23 protein-coding genes and 1 pseudogene are annotated in these 22,595 nt (G+C 38.1%); 13 read left to right on the top strand and 11 right to left on the bottom strand.

Going from position 1 to position 22,595, the window contains the following annotated elements; translation table 11 throughout:
• The first annotated feature begins 6 nt into the window (after positions 1-6).
• Both ODZ84_RS00905 and ODZ84_RS00900 read left to right on the top strand, forming a co-directional pair.
• On the top strand, positions 7-795 hold the full coding sequence (locus ODZ84_RS00905; protein WP_266175135.1) for an NUDIX hydrolase: 789 nt from the start codon (positions 7-9) through the stop codon (positions 793-795).
• A gap of 129 nt (positions 796-924) precedes the next feature.
• Entirely contained in the window at positions 925-2,103 is a 1,179-nt protein-coding gene (locus ODZ84_RS00900) for an acyl-CoA dehydrogenase family protein (protein WP_266175133.1), read from the top strand.
• Between the two features lie 68 nt (positions 2,104-2,171).
• Here ODZ84_RS00900 and ODZ84_RS00895 read toward each other — a convergent pair whose 3' ends face one another.
• From ODZ84_RS00895 to rsmG, 4 genes are all read right to left on the bottom strand, one after another.
• Positions 2,172-4,865: a PD-(D/E)XK nuclease family protein gene (locus ODZ84_RS00895; RefSeq protein WP_266175132.1), complete on the bottom strand. Its 2,694-nt coding sequence runs from the start codon at positions 4,863-4,865 to the stop codon at positions 2,172-2,174.
• Positions 4,862-5,404 (bottom strand): DUF922 domain-containing protein, encoded by a 543-nt coding sequence (locus tag ODZ84_RS00890; RefSeq protein ID WP_266175130.1) that lies wholly within the window; start codon positions 5,402-5,404, stop codon positions 4,862-4,864. The genes ODZ84_RS00895 and ODZ84_RS00890 overlap by 4 nt, the downstream gene beginning before the upstream one ends.
• Positions 5,405-5,812: a hypothetical protein gene (locus tag ODZ84_RS00885; protein ID WP_266175128.1), complete on the bottom strand. Its 408-nt coding sequence runs from the start codon at positions 5,810-5,812 to the stop codon at positions 5,405-5,407.
• A 61-nt stretch (positions 5,813-5,873) separates the two neighbouring features.
• On the bottom strand, positions 5,874-6,509 hold the full coding sequence (gene rsmG / locus ODZ84_RS00880; protein WP_266175126.1) for a 16S rRNA (guanine(527)-N(7))-methyltransferase RsmG: 636 nt from the start codon (positions 6,507-6,509) through the stop codon (positions 5,874-5,876).
• 135 nt (positions 6,510-6,644) lie between these two features.
• Here rsmG and ODZ84_RS00875 point away from each other — a divergent pair, with 135 nt between their 5' ends.
• From ODZ84_RS00875 to ODZ84_RS00860, 4 genes are all read left to right on the top strand, one after another.
• A complete protein-coding gene (locus ODZ84_RS00875) occupies positions 6,645-7,838 on the top strand; it encodes a pyridoxal phosphate-dependent aminotransferase (protein WP_266175125.1) in 1,194 nt (397 codons plus the stop codon).
• Positions 7,839-8,062: 224 nt separating this feature from the next.
• The gene (locus ODZ84_RS00870; protein ID WP_266175124.1) at positions 8,063-8,695 is read left to right on the top strand and encodes a peroxiredoxin; all 633 of its coding nucleotides are present in this window, start codon (positions 8,063-8,065) and stop codon (positions 8,693-8,695) included.
• A gap of 121 nt (positions 8,696-8,816) precedes the next feature.
• Positions 8,817-9,122: a thioredoxin family protein gene (locus tag ODZ84_RS00865; RefSeq protein ID WP_266175123.1), complete on the top strand. Its 306-nt coding sequence runs from the start codon at positions 8,817-8,819 to the stop codon at positions 9,120-9,122.
• Entirely contained in the window at positions 9,122-9,370 is a 249-nt protein-coding gene (locus ODZ84_RS00860) for a DUF6952 family protein (RefSeq protein WP_266175122.1), read from the top strand. Before ODZ84_RS00865 ends, ODZ84_RS00860 begins: the two co-directional genes overlap by 1 nt.
• 120 nt (positions 9,371-9,490) lie before the next feature.
• On the opposite strand, the gene ODZ84_RS00855 is transcribed toward ODZ84_RS00860, so the two are convergent.
• From ODZ84_RS00855 to ODZ84_RS00845, 3 genes and pseudogenes are all read right to left on the bottom strand, one after another.
• Positions 9,491-10,177 carry a Bax inhibitor-1/YccA family protein gene (locus ODZ84_RS00855; RefSeq protein WP_266175121.1) on the bottom strand — a complete coding sequence of 229 codons (687 nt, stop codon included), beginning with the start codon at positions 10,175-10,177 and terminating at the stop codon, positions 9,491-9,493.
• A gap of 71 nt (positions 10,178-10,248) precedes the next feature.
• Positions 10,249-10,698, bottom strand: a complete 450-nt coding sequence (locus ODZ84_RS00850) for a peptidylprolyl isomerase (protein ID WP_266175119.1) — start codon at positions 10,696-10,698, stop codon at positions 10,249-10,251.
• A 37-nt stretch (positions 10,699-10,735) separates the two neighbouring features.
• A pseudogene (locus ODZ84_RS00845) lies at positions 10,736-11,771 on the bottom strand (acyl-CoA reductase).
• A 59-nt stretch (positions 11,772-11,830) separates the two neighbouring features.
• Here ODZ84_RS00845 and ODZ84_RS00840 point away from each other — a divergent pair.
• From ODZ84_RS00840 to ODZ84_RS00815, 6 genes are all read left to right on the top strand, one after another.
• On the top strand, positions 11,831-12,181 hold the full coding sequence (locus tag ODZ84_RS00840) for a 4Fe-4S binding protein (RefSeq protein ID WP_048510542.1): 351 nt from the start codon (positions 11,831-11,833) through the stop codon (positions 12,179-12,181).
• 121 nt (positions 12,182-12,302) lie between these two features.
• Entirely contained in the window at positions 12,303-13,364 is a 1,062-nt protein-coding gene (gene serC / locus ODZ84_RS00835) for a 3-phosphoserine/phosphohydroxythreonine transaminase (protein ID WP_266175117.1), read from the top strand.
• A 121-nt stretch (positions 13,365-13,485) separates the two neighbouring features.
• Positions 13,486-14,451 (top strand): D-2-hydroxyacid dehydrogenase, encoded by a 966-nt coding sequence (locus ODZ84_RS00830; RefSeq protein ID WP_266175116.1) that lies wholly within the window; start codon positions 13,486-13,488, stop codon positions 14,449-14,451.
• Between the two features lie 3 nt (positions 14,452-14,454).
• Positions 14,455-15,699, top strand: coding sequence for a DUF1015 domain-containing protein (locus ODZ84_RS00825; protein ID WP_266175114.1), 1,245 nt, complete (start codon positions 14,455-14,457; stop codon positions 15,697-15,699).
• A 52-nt stretch (positions 15,700-15,751) separates the two neighbouring features.
• A complete protein-coding gene (locus ODZ84_RS00820) occupies positions 15,752-17,155 on the top strand; it encodes a M28 family peptidase (RefSeq protein ID WP_266175112.1) in 1,404 nt (467 codons plus the stop codon).
• 1 nt (position 17,156) lies between these two features.
• Positions 17,157-18,512 (top strand): M20/M25/M40 family metallo-hydrolase, encoded by a 1,356-nt coding sequence (locus ODZ84_RS00815; RefSeq protein ID WP_266175110.1) that lies wholly within the window; start codon positions 17,157-17,159, stop codon positions 18,510-18,512.
• Between the two features lie 301 nt (positions 18,513-18,813).
• On the opposite strand, the gene ODZ84_RS00810 is transcribed toward ODZ84_RS00815, so the two are convergent.
• A complete protein-coding gene (locus ODZ84_RS00810) occupies positions 18,814-19,059 on the bottom strand; it encodes a hypothetical protein (protein WP_266175109.1) in 246 nt (81 codons plus the stop codon).
• Between the two features lie 576 nt (positions 19,060-19,635).
• Between ODZ84_RS00810 and ODZ84_RS00805 the strand changes: the two genes are divergently transcribed.
• Entirely contained in the window at positions 19,636-19,893 is a 258-nt protein-coding gene (locus tag ODZ84_RS00805; protein WP_266175107.1) for a hypothetical protein, read from the top strand.
• A 189-nt stretch (positions 19,894-20,082) separates the two neighbouring features.
• Here the strand turns inward: ODZ84_RS00805 and ODZ84_RS00800 are convergent, their stop codons facing one another.
• The 3 genes from ODZ84_RS00800 to ODZ84_RS00790 all read right to left on the bottom strand — a co-directional run bounded on the left by ODZ84_RS00800 (position 20,083) and on the right by ODZ84_RS00790 (position 22,450).
• Positions 20,083-20,292 (bottom strand): hypothetical protein, encoded by a 210-nt coding sequence (locus ODZ84_RS00800; RefSeq protein ID WP_266175106.1) that lies wholly within the window; start codon positions 20,290-20,292, stop codon positions 20,083-20,085.
• Positions 20,293-20,818: 526 nt separating this feature from the next.
• Positions 20,819-21,856, bottom strand: coding sequence for a peptidylprolyl isomerase (locus ODZ84_RS00795; RefSeq protein ID WP_266177435.1), 1,038 nt, complete (start codon positions 21,854-21,856; stop codon positions 20,819-20,821).
• A gap of 78 nt (positions 21,857-21,934) precedes the next feature.
• Positions 21,935-22,450, bottom strand: a complete 516-nt coding sequence (locus tag ODZ84_RS00790; protein ID WP_266175105.1) for an FKBP-type peptidyl-prolyl cis-trans isomerase — start codon at positions 22,448-22,450, stop codon at positions 21,935-21,937.
• Positions 22,451-22,595 lie beyond the last annotated feature (145 nt).

The raw sequence follows: 22,595 nt of genomic DNA, 5'->3' as shown, positions 1-22,595 counted from the left end.
ACTCTCATGAAAATCGAAGACACAAAAAACAAACAATCGCTTCAGGAACTTATTGATACAAAAGATTTTGTAGCACACGTATCTGTTGACTGCACCATCTTTGGTTTTCACGATAATATACTGAAAGTCTTACTCTTAAAATATCATGATCTCAATTTGTGGTCACTTCCCGGCGGGTTTGTATTTAATGATGAAGATCTCCGTGAAGCTGCCGCCCGCGTTTTATATGAAAGAACACACCTTAAAGATATTTTCCTGAAACAGTTTCACACTTTCGGAAGGATCGACAGAACCGAGAATAATGTCCACCAGATATTGCTTAATAACAAAGGGATTGAAATTCCGAAGGACCATTGGATCTTCCAGCGATTCATCACGGTAGGATACTGCAGTCTGATTGATTTTTCACTCGCCAATACCTTTCCGGATGCCTTTAATGAGACCTGCGAATGGTTTGAGGTCAGTAAGCTTCCTCAGATGGCATTCGACCACGACAGAATTATTGAGACCGGCCTGGAATATCTGAGAATGAACATCAATACGGAAGTGGCAGCCAGTAATCTGCTTCCTGAAAAATTTACGATGAAGGATCTTCAGTCGCTTTATGAAACCATCTTAGGCCAAAAATTCAGAAGAAACAATTTTCAGCGCAAAATACTCAGCTTAAATATCTTAGACAGACTGGAAAAACTCTATGACGGGTCTGCTAACAAAGCCCCGTACTTGTATAAATTTACCAATAAAGTTCATAATTCTGCCCATCAATATCCGATCTCGAATGACGGGGAATCGTAAATTCGCATCTCAAGAATTCCACAGGCACTTTTAAGACTATACAACATTGAAAATCAACAATTAAACTGATTCTTAAAAAAATTTTCTAAACACTACGAAAAGTGTTATTTTTAGCTAAATCAAAAAATCATGTCATACTATCCTCTTACCAGCATTCCCGACTATTTCGGAATCGATGCTTTACTTACCGAAGAACATAAACTGATCCGCCAGTCCATCAGAGACTGGGTAGAAAGTTTTGTGATGCCCCAGATCGATCAGGCAGCACAAAATCATACGGATATTCCTGGCTTAATGAAAGAACTGGGAAAAGCAGGTGCCCTTGGTCCTTATATTCCGGTAGAGTACGGTGGATCCGGTCTGGATCAGATTTCTTACGGTCTGATTATGCAGGAGCTGGAGAGAGGTGATTCTGCCGTACGTTCTGCCGCTTCAGTGCAGAGTTCTCTGGTGATGTTTCCGATTAACGAATTCGGTTCAGAGGAACAGAAAAAGAAGTACTTACCTCAGCTGGCATCAGGAGATATGATCGGTTCTTTTGGATTAACAGAGCCTAATCACGGTTCCGATCCGGGGTCTATGGAAACCTTTTTCAAAGATATGGGCGATCATTATCTATTGAACGGTGCAAAAATGTGGATTACCAATTCCCCTTTGTGCGATATCGCTGTCGTATGGGCTAAAAATGAAGAGGGAAAAGTTCAGGGACTTATTGTGGAAAGAGGAATGGAAGGTTTTACTACCCCGGAAACTCACAACAAGTGGAGCCTTAGAGCGTCCAAAACCGGAGAACTGGTCTTCAATAATGTGAAAGTCCCTAAAGAAAACCTGCTTCCGGGAGTCACAGGGTTGAAAGGGCCATTATCATGTCTTAATTCAGCAAGATATGGAATCTCGTGGGGTGTTATCGGTGCTGCCATCGACTGTTACTGCACTGCCGTTCAGTATTCTAAAGAAAGAAAACAATTTGGAAAACCGATCGGCTCATTTCAGCTGCAGCAGAAAAAACTGGCAGAATTCTTAACGGAAATCACCAAAGCTCAGCTGCTATGCCTGCAGTTAGGAATGCTTAAAAATGATCACAAGGCAACACCGGCACAAATTTCGATGGCCAAGAGAAATAATGTGAAAATGGCTATTGATATTGCCAGAGAGTCCCGCCAGATCCTGGGCGGAATGGGTATCATGGGTGAATTCCCGATGATGCGGCATGCGGCAAATCTTGAATCTGTGATTACATATGAAGGAACTCATGATGTTCACCTATTAATCACAGGATTGGATATTACCGGAATCAACGCTTTCTGATCCGGATAAAATTAATAATAAAGAGGAGCCTGATTTTTGAGATCAGGCTTTTTTATTGCTGAAGGCTTCTAGTAAGTATAAGATTTTATATTTTCAATAAAATTAACGTCAGGATTTAAGATTTCCCGGATCAGACTCTTAACGGACTTCATGGCGTCGTCTATATCCCCCTTCTCAAACTGTAACGAAACAACGCCTTTCTTCGCTTCGGCAAAACTCCAGATCCCCGTTTCAATAGGAAGTCCCCAGAATTCAGGAAGATTCTGAACCACATATTGGTAGATGCAGAGCTGCAAAGCCTGCTTTCTGTCACTGTTGAAAAAATATTCATCAGTGTTTTCAGCATCTAATTTTACGATGAGGTTTTTAATCTTCGCCGTTTTGTAATCGATGATTCTCAGTGTTCCGTTCAGCCGGTCTATCCTGTCAATAAATCCGAAAAAGGAGATTTTATCATTATCCTCAAGGTAAAAGTCTACATTCTCAAATCTTTTTTCAATATCAAGAATTTCAAGGCTGTTCCCGTCTTTTACAAGATCAAGATCATACGTAAGGATATTTTCAATAACCTTTTTAGCAATAGCCCGGTGAATGTAGTTCATTCCTTTTTCATAAAACTCCGGCTGATGCTTTAGTTTGTCAATTGCCTTTTCAATATAATGATCTATTGCTTTAATTGACTGCTTTAAATCATTTTCTTTTAACACCTTACCCTTTAATACTTCATAAACTTCTTGAAGGGTATAGTGAACTAAATTTCCATAATTTTTAATCGATAATTCCTCTTCAATTTCATCATTCTCAGAGGTTTTAAGAATCTTGGAAAGATAAAAATCTATCGGGTTATAAAGGTAACTGGTAAGGTGGGAAGCCGATACCTTTTCCTTCCACTTCTGTAGCCGTTCTAAAACAATATCTGTTTTTGAAATTTCGATAGGTTTGGTAAGAATCGGTTCAGAAGAATTTTCAATAATCAGATGTTCGATCGGATGTGAGCTTTCCATCTCAATCTGCGTAATAAATCTGCTTTTCTCCCCGGTATTGACTCCTGAGCTCAGGGCATTGAAAAGCAGGTGCACGTTTTCCGAGTCCTGAATCAGACGGTAAAAGTGGTATGCATAAATACTGTCATTTTCAAGAAAAGTATGCATATCAAAGAATCTTCTGATATCAAATGGGATATATGTATTCTGTGAATTTCCCAAAGGTAACTTTCCTTCATTAACGGAAAGCATGATTACATTTTCGAAATTAAGGAGACGGGTTTCCAACAGCCCCATAATCTGCAGACCACGGAGTGGCTCACCCTGAAAGTCGATACTTTCGGAATTAATATGCTGATTAATTAAAATCTCCAGAGTTTCCATCTTAATTTCGAAATGATAAGGGGAAAGCTGATTTTTAATGACTTTAAAAGCATTCTCAAAGTGAGAGACATTTTCATACTGAATATCATCGATATCCAGCCACTTTACCTCCTGACAAAAAAGAATCAATGAATCAAGATATACATTCGTGGATTCAGCTTTCTGAAGCAGGTTATAATAGGAAAGCCCGGATAGCAGTTCGTGCAGCAGCTTTTTTGAAATATAAACAATATTCCGTTCTTCGATCTGTGATCTGAATCGGGCAATAATCTCTTCATCTTCAGCCGATTTCGGAAGTTCTTCCAATATGGGGAAGATATCCCGGTAATAGTAGGATGATTTGTTTTTTTCCAGCTGCTTCTGAAGGTAAAACAGCTGTTTAACCGCATTCGAAAAAGAAAGGTTTTTCAACGGAAAGCCCATGGTGATATTCAGATTCCTTACATCATACATCACGTCCAGACTGGCAGGTAAAAGATTTTCATCCAGCAGGACAACTGCCGTATTGGAATAGGTTTTATTCTCTATTTCTTTAAAGATTTCAGGCAATACTTTGGTCTGCGTGATATTTCCTGAGACTTCGTAAACCTTGATATTTTTAGGCTGGTTAAAATCATCCTCAATCCATCGGAACGCTCTGATATCGGTAAATTCTTTCCAGGTTTTGTGATTTCTCAGAAACTTCCCGGCTTCCTGCCTTTCATCATCAAAATAATAACGATCCGCCTGGAAAAAGCACTGGGCCTTATCCCACTGCAGCAGACTTCTGACCAGTTTTTCTTCGACCGGCGTGAAAGCATTAAACCCACAGAACACAAAATTTCCTTTTGTATTTTTTGCAAAATCCACAATCTTCTTTTTGGCCGTCTCATGGATCATCCCGGAAGTCGCCCAGTTTTTCTCCTGCAGTTTCTGTTTCAGAACAGGAAGAAAAACATTCATATTCCGCCAGAAATTAAGGAACTTCTTTCTCGGCACATCATCGTCTTCGCCAAGATCCTGGGCCCATTCCTTAATCCTTTCTTCATCGAACATATACTCCAGTACCGCCTGATCACTTTCCGAAAATTTTAAAATATCATCCCAGTCTTTCTGTAAAGTGGGAAACCATTTTAAGAACTCTGCAAAATCATCATTAGGAATAAGACGCAGGCTTTTATAGACATCAAAAGCAAAGAGCCAGAGAGAAATTCCCTGGATCGGCTGTTTGTCGGCAATCTCATCTACCAGTTCTTCAATGGTAAAAAAGCTGGGAAGAAATCCCGAATAGTGATGATCCTCCAAGATCTGCCTTATGAAGACAATGGGCCGTTTTCCGGGTAACACGATGTTAAACTCCGAAAGGTCGGAATTTTGGGTAAGCAGTTCGTGAATGATTTTGTTGAGGAACTTCAAGAGTTTTTATAGCTTTTAAAATTTTCTAATTCTTTCGAAATGCGGGCATTATATTCTGCCTGTTTCTCTTTGTCATTCCCATGATTGGTTTCTTTATCATAGGACATCTGGAAATTACGGTATTCACTCATAATTTTGCTGTAAATGCCTTTAAAATCTCTGTCGTAGTCACCAGAAGTTTTTATTTTTTCAGCGACTTCTTTTCTTAATTTCCGGGAAAAAAATTCGGCAATATCAAAGTGTTTCTGCTCATGATTCAAGACGTAATCATTGATTCTTTTAACATCTTTCCATGATTTATCAATATTGAAAATAGTCTGGATTTCAATTTTTACAGGCGATTTGGGATTTGTAGATTTTACAACGGTATATTCCCAGCCACAGTGTGTATAGGCCACCACATCAGGATTGTTTTTTCTGTTGACCGGGCTCTGAAAATCATCCCAGGTAAGCTTTTTATCTTCCTTCCAAGACAGCTGTTGCGAAAACAGCATAGGGGTAAGCATAAAACACAATATAATAAGAAAAAGTTTTTTCATTTATTCAACGACAATGTTTTTTGTGATCCAGTTATTTCCTCCGTTCCAGAATTTAAAAGTATAGGTCCCTTTCTGTTGCGGACTGAAATTGATCTGATTGGTTCCCGTATAATTTCCCTGAATACAAGGCCCGTTGGAAATATATTTATAAGCAGTGACCGTTCTTGTCACGTTATCGCTATAAATGTAGTCGTAACCGTAGAATCCCTGACAGTTTGATGGATAGGTAGAATACGTCCGGATGCTCTGCACGGTAAAAACATCCATGGTGTCATTCGCCACTTTGACACTGTCAATTTTAATTTTTTCTACAGATTCAATAGTCTGATAATCCTCATCATCATGACAGGAAATAAAAAATAATCCTAAAAAGAAGGCAGAAAACCCAATATGGAAAAACTTTTTCATAACTAGATGTATTTGATTATAACTGAAGACAAGCAAAAATTATTCCTCAATCATTTGAAAATCAGGAACTGAAATTACCCTTCGATACATAAACCACTTTTTTGGTATCGAAGAATTCTTCATCAAAATAATTCTTAAGACTGTAAATCTCACATTTAAGCCCGGCAAGTTCCTCGGCGAGATCCCCTCCTTTCAGGTATAGGATTCCGTTATGCTTGGAATTAAATTGTTCTTTTTCAAATTTTCCTTTCAGCCATCTCAGAAATTCCGGCATCTGTGTTACTGCTCTGCTTACAATAAAATGAAATTTTTCCTTCAGTTTTTCAGCCCTTCCGTGGATGGCCGTCAGGTTGGTTAAGCCCACTCCTTCTGCAACAGCATTTACTACGGTTATTTTTTTTCCGATCGAATCTATTAAAGTAAATTCTGACTCGGGGAATAAAATAGCCAGCGGAATTCCGGGAAAACCGCCACCGGTGCCGATATCCAGAACTTTGGTTCCCGGGGCAAATTCCATTACTTTTGCAATGCCCAGAGAGTGTAAAACATGTTTTTCATAGAGAGACTCCATATCTTTTCTGGAAATAACGTTTATTTTTTCGTTCCATTCATGGTAAAGATGCTCCAGCTTCGCAAACTGCCCGATCTGTCTTTCTGTAAGATCAGGAAAGTATTTTAATAGTAACGTTGTAGACATGTGAATTATTATAATCTGCAAAAATAAGCTTTATTTCAGAGGTATTCAATTTTTGACTGACAAGGATCTTGCATTCTAAAAAATTTCACGAAGAAAGGTTTTTTTATATATTTGTTTCTTATACAAAAATACTATATGGACAAACTATCGGATAGAGTAAAAAGATTGGGCTTCTCACAAACCTTTGTAATGTCTAACAAAGTCAGAGAAATGAGAGCCGAAGGAACAGACGTCATCAGTTTAACACTTGGAGAACCTGATTTCGATGTTCCGGACAATATCAAGCAGGCAGCTTTTGATGCCATTCATCAGAACTACAGCCACTACTCTCCTGTACCGGGGTTTTTGGAACTTCGGGAAGCCATCGCCAATAAATTAAAAAGAGATAATAATTTAGACTATAAACCAACGCAGATCTGTGTCTCCAATGGTGCCAAACAAGCCATTATCAATGTCCTTGCCGCCATCCTTAACGATGGAGACGAGGTTTTGCTTCCGGCTCCATATTGGGTCAGCTACGATGAAATGGTGAAAATGATGGGCGGAAACTCCGTTATCCTTTCCACTTCATACGTTACTGATTTTAAAGTAACTGCCGAGCAGCTGGAAGAAGCCATTACTGATAAAACAAAAGCCATTCTTTTCAGCTCTCCGTGCAATCCTTCGGGCGGATATTATACCTATGATGAATTAAAATCAATAGCCGCAGTCGTTGCCAGATACCCTCATGTAACCATTATCTCTGATGAGATCTATGAGTATATCAATTACGAAACAAAAACCACTTCTATTGCTCAGTTTCCTGAAGTGTACGAACAGACCGCTGTAATCAACGGGATGTCGAAGGCATTTGCCATGACAGGATGGAGAATCGGATATTCTGCCTGTCCGCAATGGCTGGCAAAAGCTTGTGAGAAGATTCAGGGACAGATGACCAGCGGAGCAAATACAGTGGCACAAAGAGCCTCCATTACTGCTCTGCAGACCGATCCTGCTGAGTACAGATACATGATTGATGCTTTCCGGAAAAGAAGAGATCTGGTGTATGATTTGATGAAAGAAATCCCTGGCTTTAAAGTGGTGCTGCCTAAAGCTGCATTCTATTTCTTCCCCGATATTTCTTATTATCTGGGTAAAACAATTAACGGTACGGTAATCGAAAACGCTGATGATTTTGCCATGTTCATTCTGGAACATGCACACGTGGGATGTGTGGGAGGCGTTTCTTTCGGAAGCCCGGAATGTATACGGTTTTCTTATGCTGCTTCAGAAGAAGAATTAAAAGAGGCAATGAGAAGAATAAAAGAATTGCTGGAAAACGCCAAATAAAATTAAGAGGTTAAGCTTATTGAACATTGTTTTTGCTAATAAAGAAATTAAAGATGATATAAATCTTTTTTAAATTAAATTAATGAAATACATCATTTTAACGATATCTGTTCTAATTTTTAATCAAAAACTATTATAGATTTTATTTATCAAAACAGACTTGACTAATAGACTGTATATGTCTATCTTTGCACAAGAAAATTTAAATATAAAACAAGAAAATTATGTCTTTAGTAGGAAAAAAATTCCCAAATGTAACAGTAGACGCAATGTCTGAAATGGGTGACGATTTAAGAATTAATGTTTTTGAAGAAGCGACAGCCAACCAACAGAAAGTGATCTTATTCTGGTATCCGAAAGATTTCACTTTCGTATGTCCTACTGAGCTTCATGCTTTTCAGGAGGCTCTTGGTGAATTCGAAAAAAGAAACACTAAAGTTATTGGTGCATCTTGTGATACTAATGAGGTACATTTTGCCTGGCTGAATGTGTCCAAAGATAACGGAGGTATCGAAGGCGTTACTTATCCGCTTTTAGCCGATACACACAGACAACTGGCTAATATTTTAGGAATTGTAGATCAGGACTTCGAGTATAACGAAGAAGGTGAAGAAGTGTTCACAGGTTCTAATGTTACCTACAGAGCAACTTACCTTATTGACGAAACCGGAAAAATTTTCCACGAGTCTGTAAACGATATGCCTTTGGGTAGAAACGTAAAAGAATATTTAAGATTAATCGACGCTTATACGCACGTTCAGAAGCACGGAGAAGTTTGTCCTGCCAACTGGGAAGAAGGAAAAGATGCAATGAAAGCAGACAGAAACTCTACCGCTGAATATTTAGCTAAAAATTAATATCATAATTTTTAATATAACAATGTAGCAATGTAACCATGTAACAATTTTAAAAGCTTTTTGATTGTTAGAATGGTAAATTATAAGATTGCTACATTGTTAAATTTTTCAAATTTAACTTATGTATACAGAATTAACAGAAGATACCTTACAGAATATCGTAAAAGATAATGAAAAAGTAGTTGTGCAATACGGTGCTACATGGTGCGGAAACTGCAGAATCATGAAGCCTAAATTCAAAAAATTAGCTTCTGAAAACGAAAGCATTCCTTTCCTTTATGTAGATGCTGAAAAATTGCCGGAGAGCAGAAAATTAGCCAAAGTGGACAACCTTCCTACTTTCGCCATCTTTAAAAACGGTGAATTGGTCAATCAGGTTCAGTCTAACCAGGCAGAAAGTTTAATTAATTTATTTAACGAATTGTAATGAAGTTACCCGTAATCAGACAGTTTTATCAAAGCCAGACTCCTGAAAACCTTGAAAAAACCCTGGAGGTTTTAGAAAGCTTCAGTGAGTTCAGAGGAACGAGCGAAGAAGATTTAAATGTTGCCGGAGAGTTGATTACCAATATCTGCGGAGCATTGGAAGTGCACGCCAACGTACAGAACGGTATGAGCGAAAAAGATGCTTTAAATTCATTTGCTCAAAAGGTTTTAGGATCTATTGATAAATAAAACAGGTAAGAGATCAGCTTTTACCATAAAAAAATCCCGATGATCTACATCAGGATTTTTTGGGTTTATAAAAATGAATTTTAATATTATTCAGAAAAACTCATCATCTATACTTTTAAATTAGCTTCTTCTGCTCATTAAAATGCTCAAAATATACCAGAATAAAAGCATAATAGAGGCAAACAACTGTAAGGAAGCTCCTACATACTGGTTGGTCGCATAAGAATCTTTAAGCTTGCTGGTCTGATAGAGAATCGTGGCAGAAGCCAGAATTACCATTCCTACCGAGAACCACAACCCAAGATTGAAACCGAAGATCATTCCGGCAACAATAAGTCCGATTGAAATAAATCCGCCGATAACAATTATATTTCTTAAAAAAGAAAAATCCCTCTTGGAAGTGAAAGCCACTGCAGAAATTCCTGCAAACATAGCAACCGTTAAAGTGGCTGCCTGAAAAATCACCTGTCCTCCCGAATATGCCATAGCAATGTAAATCAGCGGAAGAAAGATAATCGCTTCCAGCAGAATATAAAATCCAAGTCCGAAATACTGAGTCGATTTGCTTTGGGAAAGCGACCATTTTGTAGCCAAAACCGAAGCCAGCCAAAACACCCCGATGATCAGTAACCAGACATATCTCTGGGCAAACATGGCTGCAATCAGCTCAGCAGGAACGGTATTCAGCAAAACAGCTTCAACCCCGATAAACGCAAGTATAGCCAGAGCTACGTGTACATAAGTCTTTTTGTAAAATTCAGCCTTTTCCACATCTTTGGCATGGGCGACTAAAACATCTGTCATCATAGTTATTTTTATTTAAATTATTTTGTTAATATAATATACCGTTAATATTCGTTACGGATCATTATCTGAAATTATTTGCTGTATTCCGGTTTTACCCCAAGAATCTTGCCGTCATTTTCAAATATTACAGTAATAATATCCTTAGGAGGATCTGACAGATCGTCGGAATATTTATACTGAATCGCAGGATACGTTTGCTTGTCCAGCAACTGCTGATTACCCGACTTGTACACTGCTGTTTTTCTGTCGAAACTTATTCCTCCGGACAGCTTCTGAATCATCTGATCATCTACAATATCTTTCACTTTATCCGAGATTAAAATATTAATAGCCTGTTTATCCGAAATTTTCAGGGCATTTACAAACTTCACAAACGACTGGTTGTAAAAATCTATTTTATCGTTACTTAACTCACCGGTTAATTCAATTTTTTTGCTTTCCGTAACTTTTATGGTGCCGGAATTCTGAGAAAAACCAAACTGGAACGCCAGAAAAGCCAGCGTAAAAAATACCTTTTTCATATGAGATTAGTGATTGTTGGCTGTAAGTTACGAAGAATTATATTACGGACAGAAATTTCATAGTATCTACATTATCTGCGTAGGTATCCAATCCCGGGTTCTGCGCGTCTCCAAATGCAACAGAATCAAGATCAAGGCCATCTTTAGCAACGACACACTGAATATGCTCCTCATTTTCCGTGATAAAATTTTTCACTTCATCCAGAGAAGAATACCTGCTAAAGTTGATTACTGACAGCGGGCTGAAAAGTTTATCATCTTCTTTCAGCATCACAAAATTATTGTCCCAGAACTTTTCCTGATTCAAAAGATAAACCGCCCGGTTGTAATCGTAGTTATTCGCATATTTATGGTGGTGGATCACATCCTGAAAATCAATAAAGCTTTCAAACAGTCTGTCGATCAGAAAATCCTGAGGAATAAATAAACGGGTCACATTTCTGCAGCCCAAGCCGAAATACCGGAAAATATCATTTGCCAAAAGTTTCAGTTCCTCTTCTGTTTCATCGCCTTTTAAAACAGCCACCGAAGTTCTGTTTTTACGGATTATGCTCAGATGATTTTTGAAATAATATTCTAAATATCTCGCGGTATTATTACTTCCCGTTGCTATTACCGCATCGAAGTTTTCCAATCTTTCCACAAATTCAAATTCTACCTGCACTCCGGAAAACTCATTCCATTTTTTCAATAAGAACGGAATGATATACCGGTCTTTTGATGATAATTTGATCACGGGAATATGATTGCTCAGCACGACTGAAATTACATCATGAAATCCTACCAAGGGTATATTTCCGGCAAGGATCGAGTCCTACCCTTTTGGAAATTTTTGAGATCGGATATTCTTTAATCCAATCATATATATTTTCGGGAGTGAGTAAATCTGCCCACTGCTGTAAAGCAAATTTCTGGTTTTCAATGGCAAACCACTGGTTTTCTATTTTTGACTTTTCCAGTAAAAGATCAAAGTCAGAATCACTTTGTTGGCTATCTTCCGGATTTTTTGCTAAATATGCCTTTATATACCCGCTTAGTTTCGTTAGTCCTAAAACTTTATTTTCAATGTTCATAATTACTGCAAAATTGGGGAATATTTTGTAATTTTGTGCAAATTTAAAAAAAATTAGCGATGGCTATTAAAATAACTGATGAATGCATTAATTGCGGGGCCTGTGAACCGGAGTGTCCAAATAATGCCATCTATGAAGGAGCAGTAGATTGGAAAGCTTCCGAAGGTACCGAACTTTCAGGTACGGTAACATTACCATCCGGTCTTACAGTGGATGCAGATGCCCCACAGGAGCCTGTAAGTGATGATGTTTATTTTATTGTAACAGATAAATGTACAGAATGTAAAGGCTTCCACGAAGAGCCGCAATGTGCCGCAGTATGCCCTGTCGACTGCTGTGTTCCGGATGAAGATCATGTAGAATCTGAAGAAGCACTGCTTAATAAAAAAGCGTTCTTACACGGAGAATAAAAACTGCCGTCTCATTCATTATGAGACGGTTTTTTATATACCCTATCCAAAAATTAAATAAAAATCTAAGAATGAAGCTGTAACGGCTCAAATTTTTAAAAGAAACCCAAAAATAAATAATATGAGTAAAAAGCACAACTTTAGCGCAGGACCATGTATCTTACCTCAGGAAGTATTCGAAAAGTCTGCTCAGGCAATTTTAGATTTCAACGGAATCGGGCTTTCTCTTCTTGAAATTTCCCACAGAAGTAAAGATTTTGTAGCGGTGATGGATGAGGCTCGCGCGATTGTAAAAAGGCTGATGAATCTTGGAGATGATTACGAAGTTTTGTATTTGGGAGGTGGAGCCAGCCTGCAGTTTGCGATGGTTCCGTACAATCTGATGAAAGTGGGTGGAAAGGCAGCCTACCTGGATACCGGAACCTGGGCCGCAGGTGCTGTTAAAGAAGCAAAAAAAGTAGGAACAGTAGATGTCGTAGGCTCTTCAAAAGAAGAAAACTACACTTCTATCCCTAAAAATTATACTGTGGGTTCAGAATATGATTATTTCCACTGTACTTCAAACAATACCATCTACGGAACTCAGATGAAATCTTTCCCTGAAGTGGATACCCTGATGGTTTGTGATATGAGTTCTGATATTTTTTCAAGACAGCTTGATTTTTCAAAATTCGATTTAATATACGCCGGAGCTCAGAAAAATATGGGTCCTGCCGGGGTAACCTTAGTAGTGGTCAAAAAAGAAATTTTGGGTAAGACAGGAAGAGAAAATATGTTCTCTATTCTGGATTACACTCAGCATATTGCTAAAGAATCCATGTATAATACCCCACCTGTTTTCCCAGTTTACGCGTCTTTACTGACTTTACAGAATCTGGAAAACAATGGAGGGATTGCGGCTGCCGAAGCAAGAAATGAAGCAAAAGCAAAACTACTATACGATGAGATCGACCGCAACCCGCTTTTTGAAACATTCTGTGCGAAAGAGGACCGCTCATTGATGAATGTTTCTTTCAGAATTACTGACGACAGTAAAAAAGAAGTCTTCGACAATGCCTGGAAAGCTGCAGGAATCAGCGGACTGAACGGTCACAGAAGTCTGGGAGGCTACAGGGCAAGTCTGTATAATGCTTTACCGATCGAAAGTGTACAGGTTTTGGTAGAGGTAATGAAGTCTATTTAATTATTTAAAAATCAATCTATTAAATATTATTGAGTGTTATTGTAAATTTTCTTAATTTGCACAGTTGTTCAAATGATTTGAAATCATTCATTCACTCAATATTCAGATTAAATAAAAAACCATGAAAGTTTTAGCTAACGACGGTATTTCGAAAGCAGGAGAACAGGCATTGAAGGATGCAGGAATTGAAGTGCTGAACAACAGAGTGGCACAGGACCATGTGATCAGTTTCATCAACGATAATAACGTAGATGTTCTTCTGGTAAGAAGTGCAACGAAAGTAAGGCAGAATCTTATCGATGAATGCCCGGGACTGAAGATTATCGGCAGAGGCGGCATCGGAATGGATAATATCGATGTTGAGTATGCGATTGAAAAAGGAAAATATGTGATCAATACGCCCACCGCATCTTCCAGATCGGTAGCAGAATTGGTTTTCGGACACTTCTTTTCTCTGGCAAGATTTCTTCATGAGTCCAACAGGCTGATGCCGCTGGAAGGCGAAACGCATTTTAATGCGATGAAAAAATCGTTCAACAATGCGTTTGAACTTTCAGGAAAAATATTGGGAGTTATTGGTTTTGGAAGTATTGGCCAGGAAGTCGTTAAAATGGGAATTTCTTTAGGAATGAACGTAAAAGTTTTAACAAGAAAACCCAGAACGGAAGTTTTGACTTTACATTTCTTTGACGGGCAGTCCGTCAACTTTGAAGTCACTTCAACCAATGATACAGATGAATTTTTAAAAGATACCGATTTCATCAGCATCAATACGCCAAAAACAAATGAATATATCATAGACACGCCCCAGTTTGAAAAAATGAAAGACGGAGTCTATATTGTCAATACGGCAAGAGGCGGCGTGATCAATGAAGTGGCCCTGATCGATTTTATAGAGTCAGGAAAAATTGCAGGAGCGGCGCTGGATGTTTTCGAAAACGAACCGAATCCGGAACTGCCCTTACTCATGAATCCTGCCCTCTCCCTTTCTCCGCATATCGGAGGAAATACGGTAGACGCACAGGAAAAGATCGGTGTTGAATTAGCAGAACAAATTATTAAGCTACAAAAAGAAACTATACAATAAAATATGCCTGTTTTTAAACCTTTCCGTGGAATAAGACCTCATAAAGATTATGAGAGCACTTTCCCTACTCACCCTCTGGATAATTTTACGCAGGAAGAAATAGCGGAAAAAGCTCAAGTGGAAAACACTTATATCAACATGATCAAACCTTATGTTGTAAGTAAGTCTAAAGATGTTGACAGAAACTTAAGAAAAATACGATCTACCTTCGAAGAACTGGTCAACGAAAATAAACTCGTACAGGACAACTCTTCATACTATCTTTATGAGCAGATCTATCCTAATAAACAAGTTTTCAGAGGCCTGCTCGGTCTGGCCAGTATTGAAGACTTCTGGAACGGAAAGATCAAAAGGCATGAAAGTACGATTCCTCAGAGAAAAGAAAAACTGGCTCACTATCTCGACAAAGTAAATCTTCAGGCAGAGCCCGTTTTACTGACGTATCCTGCCAATTCCAAGATTGAGCTGCTGATGAATCATGAGGAAAAAAATGTTCCTATTTTCAACCATGTCGATACGAAGGGAATCCGGCATAAAATCTGGAGAATCGATAACCGTCTGAAGCTTCAGCAGTTTAAGGAAGTGATCGATCAGATCGAATCTTTTTATATTGCAGACGGACATCACAGAATCGGATCGACAGCTCTTCACGCAAAACATCAGAAAGATAAAAATAAAAGGCATAACGGCACAGAACACTATAATTTCGTATACAGCTTTATTGTTTCTAACCAGTCGATTAAAATTCATGATTACAACAGGATCGTAAGTGATCTGAACGGTCTTTCAAAGGAAGAATTCCTGAAACAGCTCGAAAACTATTTCTTAATTCACGAGAAAGAAGAAACAGCCTATTATCCATCACAGAAATTTCACATTTCGATGTACCTGGAAGGGAAGTTCTACTCTCTTCACGTGAAACACGATCTTCGTTCTAAGGAGATGTCACTTGACAATCTGGATCATCATCTTCTGGATAAATATGTATTTAAAGATATTCTGAAAATCCAGGATCCGGACAGTTCCGACCAGATTTCATACGTAAAGGGAACTTCCAATCTGGAAGGAATCAATCTTTTAAAAGAAAAAATAGATAACGGAGAAGGCAAAGTAGGATTCGGGATCTATCCTGTAAGTTTTAATGATATGATTAAAATTTCAGACCTGAAATTAAGTATGCCTCCAAAGTGTACCTTCATCGAGCCTAAATTGGTTACTGCCCTACTTATGTATGATATGAAACCTTAAAAATCAGTATTTTTTGCTACTTTTATCGGCGGAAAAGAAAGGTCAATAAGAAATGAAAAAAGTCTTCATAATAATTCCACTCTTTCTGGGTGGAATTTTGTTTTCTCAGAAAAAACCTGTTAAAAAACCTGTTAAAAAAAACACTACCGTAAAATTCACCTATCACGATGAATTTAAAAAAATTTCTGACGAAATATTTACCAACGGAACCGCATATGATAATCTCGGGGAGCTCACCAAAGGAATCGGACCTCGTTTCAGTGCTACGTCCGGTTATACCAAAGCAACGGAATGGGCAGAAAAAAAATTCAAAGATGCCGGGATTGAGATGATCTGGAGACAGGATGTACGGGTTCCTGTCTGGATAAGAGGTAAGGAATCTCTTCAGATCAGAGCAGCCAATGGAGACTGGAAAAATATAAAGATGCTATCCTTCGGAAATTCTGAAGGTACGGGAGGAAAAGACCTCGTTGGTGAAATTGTTTTAATTAATACGACTTCTGAACTCAATGCTTTATCCCTAGGGCAGCTAAAAGATAAAATCGTATTTGTTAATTTACCGATAGACCCTAAAGTAATCAGCACAGTGGACTCCTATCTACAGGCGGCGAAATCGAAGTTGATTTCCTCTTCCGTCATTGCAAAAACCGGAGCAAAAGCCTTAATTATCAGATCACTCACTACTGCCCTGGATGATACCCCGCATGCAAAAATGGTCTATTATGAGCCTGATGACAAGGTAAAAATCCCATCTGTAACCATTGGTGTGAGATCTGCAGATGAACTTGAAAAATTACTTAAAAGGCAAAAAGTAACAGCTAAACTGAATATGGCCGCTGAATCAAAAGGGGAAGCCATTAATCATAACATCATTGCGGAAATTCCCGGAAAAAAAGATGCTAAGGTCATTGTTTTAGGAGCTCAGCTGGATTCCTGGGATTTCGCGGAAGGCGCCCACGATGATGGTTCGGGAGTTGTACAGTGCATTGAAGTTTTGAGAACACTTAAAGCGCTGCAGTACGCTAATAACCATACCATCCGGGTTGTTTTATACGCCAACAGTGAAAACGGCGGACAGGGCCGCGAAACGTACGCCGCCTATGTTAAAAAAAGGGATGAAAAGCACGTCTTTGCATTGGGAACTGACTCCGGAGGGTATTCTCCGCGGGGATTTTCTCTGGACATGGCTCCTCAGAGAAGGAAGCAGATCTTCGAATGGAAAAATTACTTCCTTCCTTACGGCGTGTACGATTTTGATCAGACCTATGCCATCCAGGACATCTCACCTCTTAAAAAACTGGATATTCCACTGGCTGAAATGGTAGTGGATACCCAAAGATATTTCGACTATCATCATTCCACAGAAGATACTTTCGATAAAGTAAATAAAAGAGAATTGCTGCTGGGAGCAACAGCGATGACACAAATGATTTTTATGATCGATAAAAATTGGTAAAATGAAAAAGATACTAGAAACATCACTGTTACTTCTGGGCATGACTGTTTTCGGGCAGGCCAAAGAAGATTCGGTACAGTTCAGTAAAATATCCGTTGAAATTTTAAATAATGGAAAAGGATATACCGAATTAAGAGACTTAACAAAAAATATCGGGCACCGTCTGAGCGGATCTGAAGCCTATGAGAAATCGGTACGATGGGCCGAACAGAAACTTCGCGATGCCGGAGCAGATAAAGTGTGGCTTCAGGAGGTAATGATTCCCGTATGGGAAAGGGGAAAGGAATCTCTGCAGATTCAGACTTCCAACGGAAAATGGAAGCGTTTAAAAATGCTCTCATTGGGAAATTCTGAAGGAACCCAGGGGAAAGATGTGTCCGGAGAAATTATTATGGTGAAATCTATGGAAGAATACGAAAAGCTTTCTCCCGAACAGGTAAAAGGGAAAATCGTCTTCTTCAACTACCCTTTCAGTCAGTCTTTCGTAGAAACATTCAGAGGATATGGTGATGCAGCAAAATACAGGGTAAATGCCGCTTCATTAACAGCTAAAAAAGGCGGTAAATTTGCGGTAATCCGCTCGCTTTCTTCTGCTTTTGATGACGTTCCCCACACCGGAGGCATGCGTTATGAAAATGAAAATAAAATTCCGGCTGTCGCGATTGGAAATACAACGGCTGATGAACTGGAAAAACTTTTACAATCACAGAAAGTCTCGGCAAAACTGAATTCCAATTGCGGAATGAGAGGCGAGAAACGCTCTCACTCGGTGATCGGTGAAATCACCGGAAAAAAAGACAAAAGCGTGATCGTTGTCGGCGGACACTTAGATTCCTGGGATGTAGGGGAAGGTGCTCATGATGACGGTGCCGGAATTGTTCAGAGCATTGAAGTGTTAAGAACGTTTAAGAAACTGGGAATTCAGAATAACCACACCATAAGAGTAGTGTGTTTTGCCAATGAAGAAAACGGAGTTAAAGGCGGTGTCCAGTACGGAAAAACAGCTAAGGCAAATAATGAAAAGCATCTGTTTGCATTGGAATCTGATGCCGGTGGATTTGCCCCAAGAGGTATTTCTCTGGAGATGGATGATGAAAAACGGAATCAGATCAAAGGCTGGACAAACCTGTTTTTGCCTTATGGAGTTTATAATTTTGAAAGAACCTATTCCGGAACGGATATTTATCCACTGCGTGATATGGGTGTTCCTACAGCGGAGCTGGTCCCGGAGTCTCAGCGATATTTTGACATTCACCACACCGAAGAGGATACTTTTGAAAAAGTGAACCGCAGGGAATTGTTACTCGGCGCGGTCGCCATGACCCAAATGATTTATATGATTGATAAAAACTGGTAAATTATATTACATGCCGCCTTTATGGGCGGTATTTTTTTTGGAAGGGATTTCTGACTTTCCTCTTTTTGAGATTAAATATAAAAGATTTCCGGAAATGAATAAGGCCTCCGTGTTGCCAATTGACATCAAATTTATCCCCTTCGCTTTTAGAATAGATCGGGAATGCGACTTTAGAGTGAAACGACGGTGAAGTATCTTTTATTTTATCATAGTAACCGATATCGAAACTTGATTTTCGGAAGTATTCCACTTCAATAATGGTCTCCTTTTTTCCGGCGTAAAAGACATACAGCGTGACATCTTAAAGATCTGCAGATTCCTTATGAAGAAAATTAATAATCGATGTTAAATCCTGCGGTATTTTTGTTTTATTATTTTTGTTTTTAAACTTTCGCAATTCATGAAAATTTAATCCTTTATTATATTGAAAGTCAGAAAGTATAAATTTATAATGGGGTAAAATTTTATTATCACAGAATTTCCCCGTTAATCTCAGTAAATCTGATAATGACTGGTTGATCGCTATTTCCAAATCCTTTTTCTGCATTTTGTAAAGTCTATTTATTAATTTAAAAGTGATCTCTTTTTTCTCAAAGGTAAAAATTCTGTTTCATAGTGATATTTCCATTATTGAATATCTCAAAAGCCCTTTTCTATCAGGCTTGTCGATACCTGACATATTATTAAATTCCGACAGTACTTATTTTTTTACTGAAAGCAATCTTTAAAAAAGTCATCAACAAACCAAAGTATTTAATTATTAATCACAAAAAATAGCGTTTTGGCATAAAATTCGCTACCATAATTCTCAAGAACATAAATTTAGATGAATTCTAATTGGATCTGCAAAGACTCCAAAGTGCTGAATAAGACCTATGGTCAACACTTTAAAATTTCAGCAATTCAAACAATTAGAAATGTATATTGACTGTGATTTTTATCAAACGCCATACCGTTTAGTAGGAATTACCACAATACGTCATGAACCTTAGCCCGAGTAAAAGATAATTCTTTTGCCATGATGTACTGCAGTCACATGTTTTGGAAGAAAACCAATCTTCCGAAATCATTCTTTTGAAAGGAAGAAAAAAAAGAGAAGTATAACAACTGTAAAAAATTAATTATGAAGAAGAATATAATGGGATTATTATTTAAGAATCAGGAAGATTCTACAAAAATGCGCGTTTTGAGTATGATGTTACTCATCGGATTTGCTTTATTTTCAGCATTGGTGTCTCTGACAAAAATCAGTTTCAGCAATCTGATCATCTATACGATTGCTTTAGTAGCTTATGTAGGTTTCAGCCTGGTATTTATCAGCTCGCTGACCGGAAACAGCTACCATTCTGATATCAGAAAAAGAGTCAAGAGACACTCATAATATTATAATTAGATTTAAATAGAAGTTCCGCCTTACTTTGTTGAGGCGGAACTTTATTTTGTACATTTGGATATTCAGTTCTCAGGTAATGTTTGAGATTTAATACTTACTCTTGATTTATATTATTCCAAGATTCTATCCGGAAACATCACAGAGCATTATGAAATCAAAGCTAACATATTTAACCTTCTAAAATTTATTCAGAATTTTCTGTGGCAATACATTTTTTAATTGCGGTTTATATTGCTTTTCAAGAATCATAAATTTCCAGTATTTTCTGTCTTTGGAAACAGCACAGGCTTTCATATTAGCCATGACGAAATAGGAGTTTTTTGCAATATATTTCACGTTATTCTGACCATATTTAGATATTAACGCATTACGAATCTTCTTTTTCATAGCTTCATTCATGGAACTGAGATCACATGTTAATTGAGCTGAATAATCAGTAATGGAAAAGTATTCTCCATTGATCTGTTCCGGGTTTTCGATATTTCCAAACTTTAAATTTTATATATCAACTTTTATGAACGGATTACTGTATGTTATTTCCAGCATCTGTTTCATCTGCTCTCTTGAAACAGTATTGAAGTATTTTGGGTAAACACAAGTAACTGCCTGATCAAACTTCTTCGCTTTAATACTGTTAATAAAGTACATCAGTGATTTTTTGATTTGCACGTTATCAGTATTTACGTTAGTCTGAGCAAAAGACAGCATAGAAAATAGCAGAAATAAGAATATAAATAATCGGGTTTTCATAATTTAGCTTAGATTAAATTTCTCAACACATTTTTTTAAACCTACCTTAAGGAACACCTGGTTTTTATTATATCTGTCGGTGGGTTGGTAAAATCGTCATACGTAATAGTAACAGTAAAAGCCATCCTTTCGGATAGCTTTTAAAGATTTTATAGAAATACAATTATTGTACTTTCACAAGCTCAACATCGAATACCAACCATGCATTTGGCGGAATAACACCTCCTGCGCCTCTTTCTCCATAAGCCATTGCCGGCGGGATAAGTAATGTAGCCGCTTCACCTTCTTTCAGTAAAAGGATTCCTTCGTCCCAACCTTTGATAACTCTCCCCATTCCGATTGGAATTTCGATAGGTTCATTCCTGTCGAATGATGAATCAAATTTGGTTCCGTCGATCAGCTTACCTGCGTAATGTACCGATACGTTATCACCAGCTTTAGGCGCTTTTCCGTCTGTTGTTTTTGTAATTTTATAATAAAGCCCTGACTCCGTTTTCTGCATTCCGGCTTTCAGATCTTCAACCATCTTCAACTGGTTTGCGTTGAATTCTTCTTCTTTCTTCTTTTTTTCAGCTTGTTCTTTTGCAAGAAATGCTTTATTATTTTCTGCGATTTTAGCTTTTCCTTCAGTAAAGGTTTTGGCAGGATCATAGTTTTTATACTCTTCTCCTTTGCTGAAAACAGATACTTTCTCTAAAACGATATCTGTTTTAGGCTTATCCTGTGCTCCTTTGTCTACATTAGCGATCGCATCGATCACATCATCTCCTTTTACCACTTTCCCGAAGATCGTGTGCTTTCCGTCTAACCACGGTGTAGCCACTTCCGTGATGAAAAACTGAGACCCATTGGTATTAGGTCCCGAGTTGGCCATAGAAAGGATTCCTTTTCCTGTATGGTGAAGGTCGTTTCTCTCGTCTTCGAATTTATAACCGGGATCTCCGGCTCCTGTTCCTTTAGGATCTCCCCCCTGGATCATGAAATCTTTAATCACTCTGTGGAAGATGGTTCCGTCATAAAAAGGAACTCCCTTTGCTTTAGCTTTGTTATCTATTTTTCCTTCTGCAAGGCCAATAAAATTAGCCACAGTTACCGGTGCTTTTTTATCTTCGAACTTTACGATTAAATTTCCTTTAGTCGTTTGAAGATTAGCATAAAGTCCATCATGAAGACCTTCGTAAGTTTCTTTGTCTACGTTCATTTTTTTATAAATTGGTGTACAACTCATCAGCGAGATACTTGCCGCTGCCAGAATTATATTTTTGTTAAACAATTTCATTTATTTTAAAGCTTTTAATTTTATGATCAGAGGAATATCGTTATCAATTTTCTTCTCATCGCCATAAGTTCCGTAGGCCAGAGAAGATGGAACTAAAAGTGTAACTTCCTCACCATCATGCATAAAACGCAAAGCATTTTCTACAGCTTTTAATTCATCAAAGTGTCCGAATTTGGCATCTCTTCTTTCAAAAGGCTGATCATAGATCTTCGTCTGATCAAAATCATACAGATCGTAAGAATAGGAGATCAGGGTATTATCCTGTCTTCTATCCCTTCTGTCGAAACCTTCTGCATTCACCCAATAGTTAAGCTGAGTGGGAAAAAATTTCACAGCCTGCCCATTGATCCAGTCCTGAATATGACTTCTTTCCTGAGCATTAAGATTTTTCATCCGCTCACGGGAAACACTAAGATCACCCTGACTCAGTACACCGCCTACGGGAGGATGTGCCTGCGGTGTATTCCTGTTACAGCTCAATAAGCCCAGTACTGATATGAAGAGTATTTTTTTCATAAACATCTGCGAAAATACGCATTTCAGGAATCAATTACAAAACTTGAAGGATTTATTGATTTAAAAAATTCAACATCTCCCCTTTTACCCTCAGAAGATAAAATTAATGACTCGCCGTATTATCAGATATACCGCAAGATCTGCT

The organism is Chryseobacterium fluminis (assembly GCF_026314945.1).
In the GTDB taxonomy this organism is placed as follows: domain Bacteria; phylum Bacteroidota; class Bacteroidia; order Flavobacteriales; family Weeksellaceae; genus Chryseobacterium; species Chryseobacterium fluminis.
This window is presented reverse-complemented; position numbering and strand designations above follow the sequence as displayed.